This is a genomic window from Dactylosporangium fulvum (genome assembly GCF_025137375.1).
Lineage (GTDB): Bacteria > Actinomycetota > Actinomycetes > Mycobacteriales > Micromonosporaceae > Dactylosporangium > Dactylosporangium fulvum.
The window spans coordinates 5,220,958-5,237,438 of sequence record NZ_CP073720.1 but is presented as its reverse complement, the minus strand read 5'-3'; the positions used below and the strand labels follow the sequence as shown (position 1 = coordinate 5,237,438).

12 protein-coding genes are annotated in these 16,481 nt (G+C 68.4%); 8 read left to right on the top strand and 4 right to left on the bottom strand.

Going from position 1 to position 16,481, the window contains the following annotated elements; all coding sequences use genetic code 11:
- Positions 1-62: 62 nt before the first annotated feature.
- The 8 genes from Dfulv_RS24625 to Dfulv_RS24590 all read left to right on the top strand — a co-directional run bounded on the left by Dfulv_RS24625 (position 63) and on the right by Dfulv_RS24590 (position 13,009).
- Positions 63-3,206, top strand: coding sequence for a glycosyl hydrolase family 95 catalytic domain-containing protein (locus Dfulv_RS24625; protein WP_406567984.1), 3,144 nt, complete (start codon positions 63-65; stop codon positions 3,204-3,206).
- Between the two features lie 728 nt (positions 3,207-3,934).
- Entirely contained in the window at positions 3,935-5,245 is a 1,311-nt protein-coding gene (locus Dfulv_RS24620) for an L-fuconate dehydratase (protein ID WP_259867272.1), read from the top strand.
- Between the two features lie 10 nt (positions 5,246-5,255).
- The gene (locus Dfulv_RS24615) at positions 5,256-6,299 is read left to right on the top strand and encodes a sugar ABC transporter substrate-binding protein (protein ID WP_259867270.1); all 1,044 of its coding nucleotides are present in this window, start codon (positions 5,256-5,258) and stop codon (positions 6,297-6,299) included.
- Positions 6,300-6,355: 56 nt separating this feature from the next.
- Positions 6,356-7,831 carry a sugar ABC transporter ATP-binding protein gene (locus Dfulv_RS24610; protein ID WP_259867267.1) on the top strand — a complete coding sequence of 492 codons (1,476 nt, stop codon included), beginning with the start codon at positions 6,356-6,358 and terminating at the stop codon, positions 7,829-7,831.
- The gene (locus Dfulv_RS24605; protein ID WP_259867265.1) at positions 7,828-8,838 is read left to right on the top strand and encodes an ABC transporter permease; all 1,011 of its coding nucleotides are present in this window, start codon (positions 7,828-7,830) and stop codon (positions 8,836-8,838) included. Before Dfulv_RS24610 ends, Dfulv_RS24605 begins: the two co-directional genes overlap by 4 nt.
- Before the next feature lie 530 nt (positions 8,839-9,368).
- Positions 9,369-10,199 carry a DUF2345 domain-containing protein gene (locus Dfulv_RS24600; protein ID WP_259867263.1) on the top strand — a complete coding sequence of 277 codons (831 nt, stop codon included), beginning with the start codon at positions 9,369-9,371 and terminating at the stop codon, positions 10,197-10,199.
- A complete protein-coding gene (locus Dfulv_RS24595) occupies positions 10,186-12,273 on the top strand; it encodes a hypothetical protein (RefSeq protein ID WP_259867261.1) in 2,088 nt (695 codons plus the stop codon). Before Dfulv_RS24600 ends, Dfulv_RS24595 begins: the two co-directional genes overlap by 14 nt.
- 187 nt (positions 12,274-12,460) lie before the next feature.
- On the top strand, positions 12,461-13,009 hold the full coding sequence (locus Dfulv_RS24590; RefSeq protein ID WP_259867259.1) for a hypothetical protein: 549 nt from the start codon (positions 12,461-12,463) through the stop codon (positions 13,007-13,009).
- Between the two features lie 47 nt (positions 13,010-13,056).
- Here Dfulv_RS24590 and Dfulv_RS24585 read toward each other — a convergent pair whose 3' ends face one another.
- From Dfulv_RS24585 to Dfulv_RS24570, 4 genes are all read right to left on the bottom strand, one after another.
- On the bottom strand, positions 13,057-14,625 hold the full coding sequence (locus tag Dfulv_RS24585) for a putative Ig domain-containing protein (protein WP_259867257.1): 1,569 nt from the start codon (positions 14,623-14,625) through the stop codon (positions 13,057-13,059).
- A 172-nt stretch (positions 14,626-14,797) separates the two neighbouring features.
- Positions 14,798-15,487, bottom strand: a complete 690-nt coding sequence (locus Dfulv_RS24580) for an RraA family protein (protein ID WP_259867255.1) — start codon at positions 15,485-15,487, stop codon at positions 14,798-14,800.
- A gap of 66 nt (positions 15,488-15,553) precedes the next feature.
- Positions 15,554-16,018, bottom strand: coding sequence for a roadblock/LC7 domain-containing protein (locus Dfulv_RS24575; protein WP_259867252.1), 465 nt, complete (start codon positions 16,016-16,018; stop codon positions 15,554-15,556).
- Positions 16,015-16,353, bottom strand: a complete 339-nt coding sequence (locus Dfulv_RS24570; RefSeq protein WP_259867928.1) for a hypothetical protein — start codon at positions 16,351-16,353, stop codon at positions 16,015-16,017. Before Dfulv_RS24570 ends, Dfulv_RS24575 begins: the two co-directional genes overlap by 4 nt.
- Positions 16,354-16,481 lie beyond the last annotated feature (128 nt).

Here is a 16,481-nt window from a genome sequence, read left to right as displayed (position 1 = left end):
AGAGATGACCGTGGACCACTCGACGGCGCGAGTGGTCCACGCAGACGCAGAAGGAGATGACCGTGGGCAAGCCCCGCCGACTCGCCCTGCTGGCGGCCGCCACCGCCTTGCTGGGCACGCTCGTCGCCGTCGTGCACGGCACGAGCGCCACCGCGTCGACCACCGACGAGGCCTTCAACCCGGGCACCGGCACACTCGACGTCGACTACGCCGGCTACCTGTCCAAGCACGACATCGTCTACAACTCGCCGCAGACCAACCCGCTGCACGGCCTGACGGTGGGCAACGGCAAGACGGGCGCCATGGCGTGGAACCAGAACGGCCTCACCATGCAGGTGTCCAACGTGGACCTGTCGCAGCAGTCGGCCTACGCCGCCGGCCTGCTGAACCTCAACACCAGCCCCGGCCTGGACACCGGCTACACCACCTATCAGCAGCGGCTGTCGCTGTACGACGGGACGCTCACCACGAAGTACGACAACAACCGCACCGTCACCGTCATGGGGGTGCCGGGGTCCGAGGTGATGGGCATCCACGTTGAGGACAGCCGCACCGGCCTGGGCACCACGACGCTCGACCTGAGCATGTGGGACCCGAACTCGGTGTCCAACAGCGCCGACGTGCCGAACCTCACCACGTGGCGGACCGTCAACACGTTCAACGACGCCAACGTGGCCGGGTTCAGCCGCGGCCTGCAGGACCCGAACGGCTTCGGCTACACCTTCGCCGCCACCGTCGAGGGTGCCGCGTTCACCACGCAGGTCGTCAACGGCACCCGCGTGCGGCTCAACATCACGCCGACCGGCAGCTACACGATCTGGTTCACCGCCGCCAGCCGGGTCAACTCCCCCGGCCAGGACCCGGTGGCGCAGGCCCGCAGCCAGCTGACGGCGGCGAAGAACGCCGGCTACGTGACCAACCTCAACAACTACCGCAACTGGTGGCACGCCTTCTGGCAGAAGTCGTTCGTGCAGTACAGCGGGGCGGCCGGGACCGGCGACTACCTCGAGAACGTGTACTACCTGGCGACGTACATGATCGCCGCCGGCGGCTACGGCAACTACCCGTTCCACTTCATCAACGGCGTCTTCCGCGCCACGCAGGACAACACGAAGTGGAGCAACGGCTACTGGTTCTGGAACCAGCGCGACGTCTACAACTCGTTCCTGGCCTCCAACCACGTCGACCTGTTCGCCACCGAGAACAAGCTGTACAGCCGCAACTACAACGCCCTGAAGGCGTACACGCAGACGCGGTACGGCGTCGCCGACGCGCTGTGGGTGCCCGAGACCATGGGCTGGGACGGCAACGCCCGCGGCACGATCAACAGCGACTACGTCAACGACATCTACTCCACCGGCACCGAGGCCGCCTACAACATGTACCTGCAGTACCGGTACACCAACGACACCGCGTACCTGCAGAACACCGTCTACCCGTTCATGCGCGACGTGCTGCGCTTCTACCAGAACCGCTTCCAGCTGCAGAACAACGAGTGGGTCATGCCCACCTCGAACGCGCACGAGACCTACTGGGACGTGCGCAACGCGATCACCGACCTCGCCGCGGTCCGGCTGCTCGCCCCGATCGCCATCCAGGTCGCCACCCAGCTCGGCGTCGACAGCGGGCTCCGCACGCAGTGGCAGGACCTGGTCAACCGGCTCCACCCGTACCAGGTGTCCAACGGCGCCTGGCTGCCGCACGACCCGCCGGCGCCCGCCCAGCAGCGCAACGGCGAGAACGTCACCGCCGAGCTCATCTGGCCCTACGACCTCACCGGCATCGGCGCGCCCGACTACCAGACCGGACTCAACAGCTGGAACACCCGGCCGAACCCCTACAGCAACGTGTGGGCCAACGACGCCGTGCAGGCCGCGCGGCTCGGCCTGGGCGACCAGGCGCTGTCCGGCATGAAGCTGATGCTGCAGCGGTACCAGAACTACCCCAACGGCATGACGAACAACACCAACGGCGTCTTCGAGTACCTCGGCGTGCACCTCGCGGCGATGAACGAGGCGCTCATGCAGTCGTACAACGACAAGATCCGGGTCTTCCCGGCGGCGCCGAACGACGCCAACTTCGTCGGCAAGTTCACGCTGCTGGCCAAGGACGGCTTCCTCGTCTCCTCCGAGCGGGAGGGCAACGAGACGAAGTACGTCGGCGTCAAGTCGCTCCACGGCAAGCAGGCCCGCGTCGTGAACCCGTGGGGCTCGCAGGAGATCCGGGTGCGCCGGGCCTCCGACAACGCGACCCTGACGACCACGACCGCCGGTGAGGTCACGTTCGCGACCGCCGCGAACACCGTCTACATCGTCGAGCGGACCGCCAAGCCGCTGACCTCCTACACCAGCACCTCGCTCAACGGCACCGCCAACAACGGCGTGAAGTCCCTGTCCGGCACGGCCTCCACGCTCGGTACGGGCGGCCCCGGCACGCCCGGCCTCGTCAACGACACCGCCCTGACCTACGACGCCGGCTGGTTCCACACCACCGGCCGCGGCTACGGCGACTACAACGACGACACGCACCACAGCAACACCGTCGGCGCCGCCGCCAGCTACACGTTCACCGGCACCGGGGTCGAGTACCTGTCCGAGCGCTTCAGCGACATGGGCAACGTCGACGTCTACATCGACAACGTGTTCCAGGCCAACGTCAACCTCAACGTGTCGGGTGCCCGGCAGGCGCAGCAGGTCGTCTACAGCAAGACCGGCCTGGCGAACGGCACGCACACCATCCGCATCGTCAACAAGACCACGTCGGTGGGCATGGTCGACGCGCTGCGGATCCTCACCGGCGGCACCCCACCGGCCGGCGGCTCCAGCCTGCGCGCCCAGGCCAACGGGCAGTACGTCAGCGCCGACAACGCCGGGGCCGGCCCGCTGATCGCGAACAAGGCGACGATCGGCACCTGGGAGCGGTTCGACATCGTCGACCAGGGCGGGGGCGTCGTGGCGCTGCGCGCCCGGGCCAACAACAAGTGGGTCTGCGCGGAGAACGCCGGCGCCAACCCGCTGATCGCGAACCGCGACGCGGTCGGCGCCTGGGAACGCTTCCGGCTGATCCGCAACGCCGACGGCAGCGTCAGCCTGCAGGCGACCGTCAACAACAAGTACGTCGTCGCGGAGAACGCCGGCGCCGCCGCGCTCATCGCCAACCGGGACGCGATCGGACCGTGGGAGAAGTTCGACCTGATCGCGCCGTAACACCCGACGAGCCGGGGTGCGGCCCGCCAGCCGCACCCCGGCGTCACGGAAGGACACTCCATGCACGCGATCCGACGCGGCTACCTGGGCGTCTCCGCCACGGCGCTCGGCCCGACCGTGCGAGCCCGGCCACCGCGACGGCGGGGTTCGGTCCGGATGTTGCGGCCCTGCACCGGCGGCCCAACTACGCGCCGATCTTGGAGTTGTGGCGCCATGAACCTCCGAATTTGTCCGGATTTGTCAAGGACCACAACTCCAAGATCGGCGCGGTTGTCGGGGTTGACGCGCGAGGGATCCGAATTGCGCGACAGGCTCCAGGGGTGCGCCAAGTCTTCGCGATCATGAAAGTACGAGCCGGTCGCAAACGGCGGCACTGAAGCGCGGGCACGGAAGAAAGTTCGATGACAAACGCACGGGCTTTGTTGGTGCCGGCCGCCGGGCGCCCAGCGGCCGGCACCCACCCTGCTCCGCGTCGGCGTCGCATCGCAGGGCGCTGTCCGCAGGCCTCGAACGGTGGGTCCGTTCATCGAACCATGGACAACCCTCGACCATGAGTGAACATCCGAGGTCTCACTTAGTCAAGAACACTGCCGAACTTCTGTTCCGGACAACAAAAGCGACAGGCTCCAAGATTTTGCTCTTGCGGTGGGCCGCTCGGGCCTGCTAAACATCGGATGTCTCCAGTACATCCGACCTTCACATGGTCGGCCGAGAGAAGGACGGGGGCCATGACCAACCGATTCGTGTCGCTGGACACCTACGACGTGCGGTTCCCGACCTCGCAGCACCTAGACGGTTCCGACGCGATGAACCCTGACCCCGATTATTCGGCGGCCTATGTGGTGCTGCGCACCGACGCGGTCGACGGGCATGAGGGGCACGGATTCGCCTTCACCATCGGGCGCGGCAACGAGGTCCAGACGGCAGCGATCCTGGCGCTGCGGCCCTATATCGTCGGACGTCTGGTCAAGGAGGTCCTCGACGACCTCGGTGGCCTCTGGCGGGAGGTTGTCCACGACTCGCAGTTGCGCTGGCTCGGCCCGGAGAAGGGCGTCATGCACATGGCGATCTCCGCGGTCGTCAACGCGCTGTGGGATCTCAAGGCGAAGCGGGCCGGTCTGCCGTTGTGGCAGCTGCTCGCCTCGATGACCCCCGAGGACCTCGTCGACCTGGTCGATTTCCGGTACCTCACCGACGCCATCACGCCCGAGGAGGCCCTCGACATCCTGCGCCGCGGCGCGCAGGGCCGCGAGGAGCGGGTCCGGACGCTGCTTCAGGACGGCTACCCGGCCTACGCGACGTCGCCGGGCTGGCTGGGGTACTCCGACGAGAAGCTCACCCGGCTGTGCCGGGAGGCGGTCGACGCCGGTTTCACCCAGATCAAGCTCAAGGTCGGCGCCGACCTTGAGGACGACCTGCGCCGGATGCGGATCGCGCGGCAGGCCTGCGGGCCGCACGTGCGGATCGCGGTCGACGCGAACCAGCGCTGGGACGTCGACACCGCTGTGGAGTGGGTGAAGGCCCTCGCGCCGTACCAGCCCTGGTGGGTCGAGGAGCCGACGTCACCCGACGACGTCGTCGGGCACGCCGAGATCGCCCGGCGTATCGCACCGGTCCCGGTCGCGACCGGTGAGCACGTGCAGAACCGTGTCGTGTTCAAGCAACTGCTGCAGCTCAACGCGGTCTCGTTCGTCCAGCTCGACGCCGCCCGCGTCGCCGGGGTCAACGAGAACGTCGCGATCCTGCTGCTCGCCGCCAAGTTCGGCGTCCCGGTCTGCCCGCACGCCGGCGGGGTCGGCCTCTGCGAGCTGGTCCAGCACCTCTCGATGTTCGACTACGTGGCCGTGTCCCGCTCGATGCACAACCGCGTCATCGAGTACGTCGACCACCTGCACGAACACTTCACCGACCCGGTCCGGCTACGCGGGGGCCGCTACCTCGCACCGCTGTCACCGGGGTTCAGCTCCACCATGCGGGCGGAGAGTCGCGCCCGCTACGCGTATCCGGACGGCCCCATCTGGAATTCCGACACCCCCTAGAGGACTCGCCATGAGACTGCTGCAACCGATCATCGCCGCCGCGTTGGTCGCCTCCCTCGCGGCCTGCGGATCCACCGACAAGCCGAGCGGTTCCGCCTCCGGCGGCGCCGGTGCCGGCGCACCCATCGCGGTCGACCTGCCCCGGGCCGACTCCGACTTCTGGAACTCCTACGCGAAGTACATCCCGCAGTACGCCAAGGAGAGCGGGATCAACCTCATGACGCCGACCAACTCGCAGAACGACATCGCGAAGCTGGTCGCGAACACGCAGGCGTTGACGAGCCAGGGCGCGAAGGCGATCGTGATGGCACCGCAGGACACCGGCGCCATCGCCACCACGCTCACCACCCTGGAGCAGAAGAAGATCCCCGTGGTCACCGTCGACACCCGGCCCGACAAGGGCAAGGTCTACATGGTCGTCCGCGCCGACAACCGCGCCTACGGCCAGAAGGCGTGCGAGTTCCTCGGCGAGAAGCTCGGCGGCAAGGGCAAGGTCATCGAGTTCCAGGGCGCGCTGTCGTCGGTGAACGGCCGGGACCGCTCCGAGGCGTTCGCCGAGTGCATGCAGAGCAAGTACCCCGGCATCACGGTCTTCGCCGAGCCGACCGACTGGGAGGGCGCGAAGGCGTCCGCGGCGCTGCAGACCCGCCTCGCGCAGCACCCGGACATCAACGGCATCTACATGCAGGCCGGCGGCGTGTTCCTGGCGCCGACGCTGCAGCTGCTGCGCTCGAAGAACCTGCTGGTGCCGACGACCGACCCGAAGCACATCTTCATCGTCTCCAACGACGGCATCCCGCAGGAGTTCGAGGCGATCCGCAAGGGCGAGATCGACGCCACCGTGTCCCAGCCGGCCGACCTCTACGCGAAGTACGCGCTGTTCTACGCCAAGGCCGCCGTCGAGGGCAAGACGTTCCAGCCCGGCAAGACCGACCACGAGAGCACGATCGTCCAGGTCCGCGACGGCGTCCTCGAGGACCAGCTGCCCGCTCCGCTCGTCACCAAGGACAACGTCGACGACCCGGCGTTGTGGGGAAACCAGATCGGCAAATGATGTCCTTCGATCAGCTTGATCGGCCCACCGCCGGGGGCGCACCGACGCACCCGGCGGTGGAGGCTGTCGACGTCACCAAGCGCTTCGGCGCCACCACCGCCCTCGACGGCGTCACGATGCGCATCGCCGCCGGCTCCACCCACGCCCTCGTCGGGCGCAACGGTGCCGGCAAGTCCACACTCGTCTCGCTGCTCACCGGGCTGCACCGGCCCGACGGCGGCGAGATCCGCTTCGCCGGCGCCGCCGCACCGCCGGCCGCCGACCGGGCCGCCTGGCGGCAGCGGGTCGCCTGCGTGTTCCAGCGCTCCACGATCATCCCGACCCTGACCGTCGCCGAGAACCTGTTCCTCAACCGGCAGGCCGGCGGCGGACCGATCCGCTGGAAGGCACTGCGGCAACGGGCCGGCGACCTGCTCGACGAGTACGCCGTCGACGTCGGCCCCGGCACGCTCGCCGGCGACCTCGACGTCGAGCAGCGACAGCTCGTCGAGATCGCCCGGGCCCTGTCGCAGGGCGCCCGGTTCATCATCCTCGACGAGCCGACCGCCCGCCTCGACGCCACCGGCATCGAGCGGCTGTTCACCCGGCTCCGCGCCCTCTCGGCGACCGGCGTGACGATGCTGTTCATCTCCCATCACCTGCAGGAGGTGTACGACGTGTGCGACACCGTCACCGTCCTGCGCGACGCCCGCTGGGTGCTCACCGAGCCGGTCGCCGACGTGGGTCACGACGCGCTCGTCACGGCGATGACCGGCGAGGCGGTCGGGCTGACGTCGGTCGAGCCGCGCCCACCGGTCCCGGCCTCCGTGCCCCCCGCGCTGCGCCTGCGGGACCTGGCGCTGGACGGTGCCTACGACCCGCTGTCGCTGGAGGTGAAGGCGGGTGAGATCGTCGGGGTCACCGGCTCCGGCAGCAGCGGCAAGGTCACGCTCGCCGAGACGGTCGGCGGGCTGCGCAGGCCCACCGCCGGATCGATCTCGGTCGGACCGGTCGGCGTCCGGCCCGGCAGCGTGCCGGCCGCGCTCGCCGCGGGCATCGGGCTCGTGCCGCAGGACCGGCACCGGGAAGGGCTGATCCCGCTGCTGTCCGTCGGCGAGAACGCGACCCTGCCGATCGCCGGCCGGTTCGGTCCCGCGGGTGCGATCGTGCCGAGCCGGCGCCGGGCCGTCGCCGAGGAGTTCATCGCGCGCTACGACATCCGCACCGAGGGGCCCGAAGCGCCGGTCGGCAGCCTCTCCGGCGGCAACGCGCAGAAGGTGGTGCTGGCCCGGGCGCTGAGCACCGACCCCAGCGTGCTGGTGCTCATCAACCCGACCGCCGGGGTCGACGTGCGCTCGAAGGAGTCGCTGCTCGGCGCCGTGCGCGCCGCCGCAGACGCCGGCACCGGCGTCCTCATGGTCTCCGACGAGCTCGACGACCTGCGCCACTGCGACCGGGTCCTCGTCATGTTCCACGGGCGGGTCACCGCCGAACTGCAGGCCGGTTGGAGCGACACCGACGTGGTCGCCGCCGTCGAAGGAGTCTCGTCATGACCACCACCGTCCAGGCCCCGACCCCGGTGCGGCGGCGCGCGGTGCCGCGGCTCGCCCGGATGCGCGACCTCACGCTCGTACCGGCGATCATCGTGCTGCTCATCGTGGGTGCGCTGATCGATCCGGTGTTCCTGACCCGCGCGAACCTCGTCAACGTCCTGCAGCAGCAGACCGAGCTGTCGCTGCTGGTCCTGGCCGAGACGCTGATCCTCATCGGCGGCCGGTTCGACCTGTCCCTGGAGTCGACCGTCGGCCTGGCCCCGGCGCTCGGCGTCGCGCTGGTGATCCCGGCCGCGAGCAACGGCATCGGCACCGAGTGGCCCTACGCGCTCGCCGTGCCGATCTGCCTGCTCGTCGGCGTGGCCGTCGGTGCGCTCAACGGCCTGCTGATCCTGCGCTTCGGGCTGTCCGCGTTCATCGTCACGCTGGGCATGCTCATCACGCTGCGGGGCCTGCAGATCGGCATCACCGGCGGCCAGAGCGTCTTCGAAGTGCCACCGTCGGTGTTGTACCTGGGCAACACGGCCTGGCTGGGCCTGCCGCTGTCGATCTGGATCTGCGCGGCCCTGTTCGCGGCCGGCATCGCCGCCCTGGGCTGGTTCCGCCACGGCCGCGCCGTCTACGCGATCGGCGGCAACATCGACGCGGCACGGGCGGCCGGCATCCGCAGCGACCGGGTGATCTGGATCGTGTTCATGGTGGCCGGCCTGCTGGCGGCCCTGGCCGGGCTGCTGATGACCGGCCGCCTGGGCTCGGTGGCCGCGGCCCAGGGCGAAGGCATGATCTTCCAGGTCTTCGCGGCCGCCGTCATCGGGGGCGTGAGCATGGACGGCGGCAAGGGCACCCTGTTCGGCGCCCTCTGCGGCGTCCTGGTGCTCGGCCTGATCAACAACATCCTGACCCTGGCCGGTGTCTCGGCCCAGTGGATCCAGGCCGTCTACGGCCTGATCATCCTGGTGGCCCTGATCCTCGCCCGCGTCACGACGGGCAAGGCGCAGGACTCCTGACGCAGGACCGCTCGCGGGGTGGGGACCGCAGATTGCCCGACGTCCTCACCCTGCCCGGCCAGCAATCCACGCCATACACGACAACTTAGTCCCCAGGCCGATAGGCCCTGGTGCCCGACAGCAGCCTCGGCACCCGGACAACCGGCCGGCGCGTATGCACCCTGGAGCAGATGGAGCACTTCCACAATCGCCAGGCTGACGATCTTGCACCATCTTCATGGACGCAACAGGTTTCGGCTTCATCAACCGGCCCGAACGCCACACGAGCGTCACCAACGCCCCCGAGATCGGTCTTGTGACAAGAACTTAATCGCGGCGATCATTCGGTCCACGCAAGTACCTGGGCGCGAGAAATGCCACCAAGAGCGCAACGGCAATCACTCAAACTACGTCGATCAATGGGTTCCGGGCAAGGCCGATTCCAGCTCTCAGTTCGTGAGCGTCGTTACGTCGAAAGTATCAGCTAGGTTACACAACACGGTTTCCTCCGCGATCAGGCTGGTCTCAGGCACCAACGGAGGAGGCCATCTTTGAACGTCCCACCGTACCTAGGACTGCTCGCGGTCGACGCCGAGCAATTCAGCAAGAACTCGGATGTGCGATTGCCCGAGTTCGGCGTGGAGCTCGAAAGTCTGCTGGGTCAAGCGATGCACAAATCCGGCCTAGCACACGTCTGGGAACAACGGATGTTTCCCGATCCGGCCGGCGACGGCTACGTGTTCGGCTACCCGCCCGAATTCACGCCGCGCATCGTCGAAGGACTCCTGCCGAACCTGCAGATCGCTCTGGCCGATCGCAATACCCAAACCGATCGATACTCGCCGCTGATGCGCGTGCGGGTCGCGGTGCACGTCGGTCCCGTCTACTCGTCGGGCGACCCAAAGCGTGACGGGAGCGGCACGAGCCGAGTCCTCGTCCACCGTCTGCTCGACAGCGACCAGTTGAAGCAGGTGCTGCGCCGTTCCGACAGCCGGGTCACGTGTGTGGCCGCGATGTTGTCGGCTCGGGCGATGAACGATGCCGTCGAGGCCGAGCGCTGCACTGTGCAACCCTCCGAACTGGTCGAGGTTCAGGCCACAGTGTCCGGCAAGGAGTTCGGAACTGCTGGCTACGTTTACGTCCCGCGGCCATCCGGGCTCCTCCTCACCCATGGCATCCACCCGCTCGTCGATCAGATGTCGCCAGCTCCGGTATCGCCGACCGGGCAGGCGCCCAGCACGCCGGCTTCGGCCGCGACGGCGTCATCTCGCCACATCGACACCAACTACGGCCAGGCCATTGACCATGTGGCAGGCAACGCCGTCTTTCACGCAGGTTCCGCTCTGCCCGACCACCGTAGGGGCGGCAATGGACGGCAATGACGTGGCTCGACCCGACGAGGCGGCCGCTGCGGAAGACGCCGGGCGCCGGATGCCCCTCACCAACTTCGGCCAGTACATCGAACGACTGGAGGGCCACGCCTTCCACAACACGTACGTTCAGCGCATGCTCGATGACCACAGCGTGCCGCCCGATCTGGTGCAGCAGATGCAGCTGACGTACTGCGAACCGATTGAGACACCGGATATCCTGAATCTTCTGGCAGAACATCACGTCACGGTGCTCGTCGGCGCGCGCGGCGTTGGACGTTTCACTAGCGCAGTATGTACCCTCGCGACCCTCCACCATCGCACCGAATGGCCCGCGAGGCCAGATCGACCGCTTCGCCTACGTGAGATACGTCGCGGATTCAACGAGGTCTTTGACATCTCCGGAATACGGCTCGCTGAGGAGGTCGGATACGTCCTTGACGCGAGAGCCGACGACGAGGTGATCACGCCGGCCTTCGGCCGCTCACTGCACGACCTCAGCGCACAACTGCGCGAGGCGCGATCGTTCCTCGTGGTAGTGGCGTCCGAGTCCCTGTGGGAAAGAGTCGGCGCGGGCGCACAGGCCTATGAGATCAGGTTTACGGGTCCGCCTGCTGCACAAGTGTTCGAGCAATACCTCAACGACAGGTCGCGAGCGACCTACTGGCTGACGACCCCAGTCGCGCAGGCGCTCACACGGACCACTGCGGCATACGCCGTCCATGTGGCCGGCTTGGTCAATGAGGCGGAGGCGGCGGCGCCATCCACTGAAGCCTCCAGATCTCCCAACGCGACCGACCCACGGGTCGACGCCGTCCTTGCGGCACTGCAGAACTGGCGCAAGGAGCTCGTCGAGTGGCACCGTCGAAAGCCCGGTCCTCTAGCCCATGGTTTTCTACTCACGACGGCGGTGTTTCCGGGCTGCCCGGCCGAGGTCGTGTACACCGTCGCAGCCAGCCTCGCCGGAGACCTCGATCCAGGCGCAGTCTCAACCGGCCTTGCCGCTCCTGGCATCATCGAGCTTGCCCATGAGGTCGGCGCAACCGTTGACGCCGCAGACTGCATTGCGTTCGGCAAGCCGGGCTATCCATCCGCCGTCGTCAACTTCTTCCAGCGCAACCGTCCCGATCTGGCGCCGCGCTTCCGGGGTTGGTTGATCGGGTTGCCGTCAGCGATCCATGGCGTCACAGAGGTCTCAGACGACGACCGGCAACGAATGAGCGACCTGGCCATCGACCTGTTGACCCGGACGGTGCTCGCCCGGCGGGATCTCGTTCTGCTTCGGCGCGCGGTCGACGAATGGGCGAAGAATCCGAGTTTGATCACGGCAGCCGCCGATCTAGTGACGTCGTGCGCGTTGGACACGACATTCGGCCGGAAGGTTCGCGACGAGACTCGTGAGTGGGTCATCAACAGTGGACGTAGCGGGACAGGTTCGCTGCGTGCGCTCACGGTTGCCATCGCATGCGGACGCGATCTAGAGAAGGCCGGCATGTCGATTGTGGTCAAGCGGCTCGAACATCTCGCAATGCATGACGATGACCGAGTTTGTAACGCGGTGGCCGATGCTGTACAGAAGCTCATTGGTTCGTCGAAGGCACGGGAGGCCTTCGCACGAGTACTGACGTCGCGGCAACATGACCATACTGCGAACACACGGGGAACCGTGCAGCTGTCGCTTGCGATACTGGGTGCGACGGAGCCGGACGGCATGGTTTCGGTGCTGACCGAGACCGGCCGCGACAGCGACATGCGCTGGCTCATCGCCGCGTGGTCCTCGCTGCTGACCAACGGCGACCGCGCAGCCGAGACCAAGCGGATCGTGCTCCTGTGGCTGCAGCATGCCAATCGCGACAACAACTGGGCCCTACCGATCGCGCAGATCCTGATCGACGCGGCCGAGGACGCCGACCGGCCAGGCCGGACGAGCAGGATCATCCATCTCTGCGAAGGGCTGTATCACCAAGACCAGCCCACCTCGATCGAACTCCGGATCCGCAAATCGATCACGGAGGCGCTGTTCGGCGTTGATTCGGCACAATATCGCGGGCTCGCTGAGCCGGGCGCCGTGAGCCAGGGGCAGTGACGAGATGCGCTGGCCGTCACAATCGCGGTCAGGGCGCAGAGGATTGGCACGATACGCCGACCGCCTTCCGGCCAGGACCGCCGGCTTCAGCTTCAGTGTTGACGTCACCGCTCGTTGGGCGGTTCGCCCAGTCCATCGTTGTCCGTCACAGCCGGCCGATCTCGCGGTAAACCACATCGTGTGTGGCATGCAGCCGATACTAGCCAGGTTCGAACTAGCACGGCACACCGCTGCGCAAGCCGCAGCGGCCGACTGGTTGGCCGGCGATCGCCACACGCGAAGAGGGGTGCGCATCCTCGACGCCGACATCCGCGTCAGCGTTGCGGAGTACGACCTAGCCGCCGAGGAACGCCTGCACAGACAGCAATCGGAACTGGTCTTCGGCGAGGTTCGGCGACAATCCGAAATGGAGGAACTCAAGCATCTCGCCCACCGGGTGTTGGCAAACCCAGCGCTGGCACGGGCCTACGTCCTGGTGCGACACCCGTCACTCGCGGAGACGGCGTTTGATCCGGCCTCTGGGTTCAACCGCCTGATCAGCGAGATGACAAACCACTCGCCGCTTCATGCCCAGGTTCGGCTCGGTGTCGCGTTCGCCCAGTTCATCGAGGGCCTGAGCGCGACGGAAGCAAGGTACTTCAGTTCCAAGATTTCCGAGATCTTCCGCGACTATGGACGCGTGGATCTCGTCCAGTACATCGACGCAAGCGGCACCGAACCTCTGACTTACGACTGAGACCCGGGCCGGCCTCGGGACGTCGAGGCCGGCCCGGACCGGGAGCGTCAGCTGACGGTTACGGCGAGGTCGTCCAGGACGAAGGAGGTCTGCAGGGAGGAGTCCTCGGTGCCGGTGAACTTCAGCGTCACCGTCTGGCCGGCGAACGCGTTCAGGCTGTAGGACTTCTGAACGTACCCGCCCGCCTTGTTCAGGTTCGACAGCGTCGCCATGGTCGTCGAGCCGGCCGTCACCGTCAGTTTGTCGTACGCCGTGGTGGTCGTCGTCTCGGCCGAGTCGACGTGCACCCAGAACGTCAGCGTCGCGCTGCAGCCGGCGGGGATCGTCACCGCCTGCGACACCGACTCGGTGTGCGTCGAACCGTAGCCCAGCAGCCAGGCGCTGTACGTGCCGCCGTGCGCCGGCTGGCCCTGGCCGCCCCACTGCCCGATCGCCCCGGTGGTGCCGGACCACGACGCGGCGCCCGACTCGAAGCCGGGGTTGGCCAGCCGCTGCCCGGTGCAGGTGCCGCCGCCCCCGCCGGTGACCGTCCAGGAGAAGCTCGCGGTGCCGGTCGCGCCGGTCGTGTCGCGGGCGGTGACGGTGCTGGTCGCCGTCTGCGCGGTGGTGGGCGTGCCGGAGATCAGGCCGGTGCTCGCGTTGATCGTCAGCCCGTCCGGCAGGCCGGTCGCCGAGTAGGTGAGCGTCTGGCCGGCACCGGAGGAGCTCGCCGAGATCTGCAGCTGCTTCGGCGTGCCGACGGTCGTGGTCTGCGCGCCCGGATTGGTCACGGTAACGGTGTTGCCGCTGCCCGGCGGCTTGGTGAGCAGGCAGCCGGCGATCGACAGGTCGATGACCTGGCTGGTGTTGAGGCAGGTGGTGAACCAGTAGGTCTGTTCACCGTACGACTGGCCCTGCTTGACGGTGACGTTGCCGTTGGCGTCGACCTCGCACGGGTTGTTCAGCGTGCAGCTGGCGCCGTCGTCGTTGCCGGTGTTGTTGATCCCGATGATCTGCCGGTCGGACGCGCGGACGATCGGCGAGCCCGACGTGCCGTGGGTGGTCTGGCAGCCGGTGTTGTACCGGATCGCGTCGTGCCACGTCCACTGGTCCTCGCGCAGGGTGGGCACGAAGCCGTTGATCGAGCAGGTCCAGACCTGCTTCCAGTAGCTCGACGGGATGGTCATCGCGGTGCCGTCGGCCGGACGGTTGGCGGCGATCGTCAGCGCGGTGGTGTTGTACTTCGTCCTGATCGAGGCGAAGGTCTCGTTGAGGCGGTACAGCGCCACGTCGGTGTTGGTCATCGTGGCGTAGAGCAGCATGTCGGCGCGCACGGTGCCGAGCGCGTTGCCGGTGTCGCCGAGCAGTGTGCCGGTGCGGTTGCTGGTCCGGTTCTGCAGCACCTGACCGGCGTTGATGAAGCCGTTCTCGTAGCAGTGGCCGTTGGTGAGCAGCATGGCCCGGTCGGTGTCGGCCGAGTTCGGGTACCGCACCAGCGAGCCCGAGCAGTTGTTCAGGGCGATGGCGGCGGCGAGCCCGGTGACCTGGACCGCGTGGGCCGGTGCCGGGCTGGTGACGACGCTCGCGGCGGCGGCGAGGATGGCCGCGCCGATGGCGAGTGCCCGTCTTCTGCGCATGGGGGATCCCTTCTCCGGGGTACGCGCGGGGCGGCGTGCGCCGGTAGGAGCACTTCGCCGCCCGTCGATGTGTGATGGCACCATCACATCGACGGATATAACCGTCAACGGTCGCGAACCCTTTGCCGTCCCCCACGGTTCGCCTGGCGCGCGTCGCGGCCCGATCCCCTCGCTACTCCTCGATCGCGCCGCCGATCCGGCGCAGGTGGTTGCGGAAGGTGTACGCCGGGTCGGTGGCCCGGCGGGCCAGGTAGTCGGCGAAGGCGGTCTGCTCGCGCAGGGTCCGCCCGGCCAGGATCCGCTCGGCCTGCTCGCGTTCGGTGCGGCGGATGGCGCGCGCGGTGGCCAGTACCGCCGCCGCGTGCGAAGCCGCGACGAACAGCACCCCGTCGTCGTCGGCGAACACCAGGTCGCCGGCGCCGACCCGGTGCGGGCCGAACCGCGCGGAGGTCAGCGCCTCCGGCTCGCGATCGTCGACCCGCACCGGGCCGGCCGGGTTGCTGCCGTAGCTGAACACCGGCACGCCGATCCCGGCCAACTCGGGGGTGTCCCGGTGCAGGCCCCACACGACGAGCCCGGCGACGCCGGCGGCGGCCGCCTCGAGGACGGTCAGGTCGCCGATGCACGCCTCGTCGGTCCGGCCGCCGTTGTCGACGACGAGGACGTCGCCGGGCTCGGCGCCGCCGTACGCCTCGAGGAAGACGTCGACGCTGCCGTAGTGCCGCGCGGGCAGGACCCGGCCGGCGAGCCGGTGCCCGCGCACGACGGGCGCGACGCCCGGCGGCGCGACCCGCAACGACACCCCGTGACGCACGCAGGCGTCGGCGATCAGTGGCGTGGACAGCTCGTCGAACTCGATCACCCCGGCATCATGCACCCGGCGCGGGGCGTGCGGTGCGGCCAATCCGGATCCGGTGGCCGTCTCGCCTCACGCCAGCAGGTCGGCCAGGTGCTGGGCGGTCGGCCGGGCCTCGAGGTGCAGGCGGGCCACGTTGAGCCCGTCGTCGCCGAGCACCGCCATCAGCCGGTCGGTGTCGACGGCGTACACCGTGAAGTAGCCGCCCTGGCTGCGCATGGTGGCATCGCGGAACGGGCTCTGGCCCAGGACCAGCGCCGACTGGCGGCCCAGCCCGAACGTCGTCGCCGCCAGCGCGGCCAGGTCGTGCGGCTCGCCGCCGGTGGCCAGGTCGTGGGTGATGAGCAGGCCGTCGACGCCGGCCAGGACGCTGCCGCGCACACCCGGGACGCGCAGGCGCAGGTCGGTGAGTTGCGCGCGGACCGCGGCGAGAGCGGCGCCGTGCGGGTCTTGCCGCGACCCGAACGGGCCCGCGGCGTGCGGCGCCGCGCCCGCACCGGTCGGCCCGCCCTCGCGCCGCGGCAGTCCGTCGATCACAGCTCGAGGCTCGTTTCGATGCTTCGGAGCTGGTGCCGGGCGAGCGCGAGGTTCGCCCGGGCCTTGGCCAGGGCCAGGTACAGGAACAGGCCCTGCCCGTTGCGGGAGCCCAGCGGGCGGATGAGGTGGTACTGGTTGTCGAGCGTGATGAGGATGTCCTCGATGCGGTCGGGCAGGCCGAGCATCTCGATGGTGCGGAACTTGGCCCGGACGACGTCGGTGTTGCCGGCCGCCGCGACGGTGATGTCGAAGTCGGGCCCGCCACCGAGGGTGCCGAGGGTCATGCCGCTGGTGTAGTCGACGAGCGCGACGGCGAGCGCGCCGTCGATGCTCATCGCGTTCTTCAGGGCGACGTCAAGGTTGCTGCTCAAACCTGCCTCCACGCTGGTCGCGGTTCCCGCCGCAGCGTGACACGCGAAGATCCCCTCGAACACCTTTCGACGCAGCATCTGGCCGGACGGCT

What these genes read in the sequence shown, in the direction of transcription:
- Dfulv_RS24620 (WP_259867272.1), top strand. Translation starts at nt 3,935, where the DNA reads ATGACCAACCGATTCGTGTCGCTGGACACCTACGACGTGCGGTTCCCG.
- Dfulv_RS24615 (WP_259867270.1), top strand. Translation starts at nt 5,256, where the DNA reads ATGAGACTGCTGCAACCGATCATCGCCGCCGCGTTGGTCGCCTCCCTC.
- Dfulv_RS24605 (WP_259867265.1), top strand. Translation starts at nt 7,828, where the DNA reads ATGACCACCACCGTCCAGGCCCCGACCCCGGTGCGGCGGCGCGCGGTG.
- Dfulv_RS24595 (WP_259867261.1), top strand. Translation starts at nt 10,186, where the DNA reads ATGGACGGCAATGACGTGGCTCGACCCGACGAGGCGGCCGCTGCGGAA.
- Dfulv_RS24590 (WP_259867259.1), top strand. Translation starts at nt 12,461, where the DNA reads ATGCAGCCGATACTAGCCAGGTTCGAACTAGCACGGCACACCGCTGCG.
- Dfulv_RS24585 (WP_259867257.1), bottom strand. Translation starts at nt 14,625, where the DNA reads ATGCGCAGAAGACGGGCACTCGCCATCGGCGCGGCCATCCTCGCCGCC.
- Dfulv_RS24570 (WP_259867928.1), bottom strand. Translation starts at nt 16,353, where the DNA reads ATGAGCATCGACGGCGCGCTCGCCGTCGCGCTCGTCGACTACACCAGC.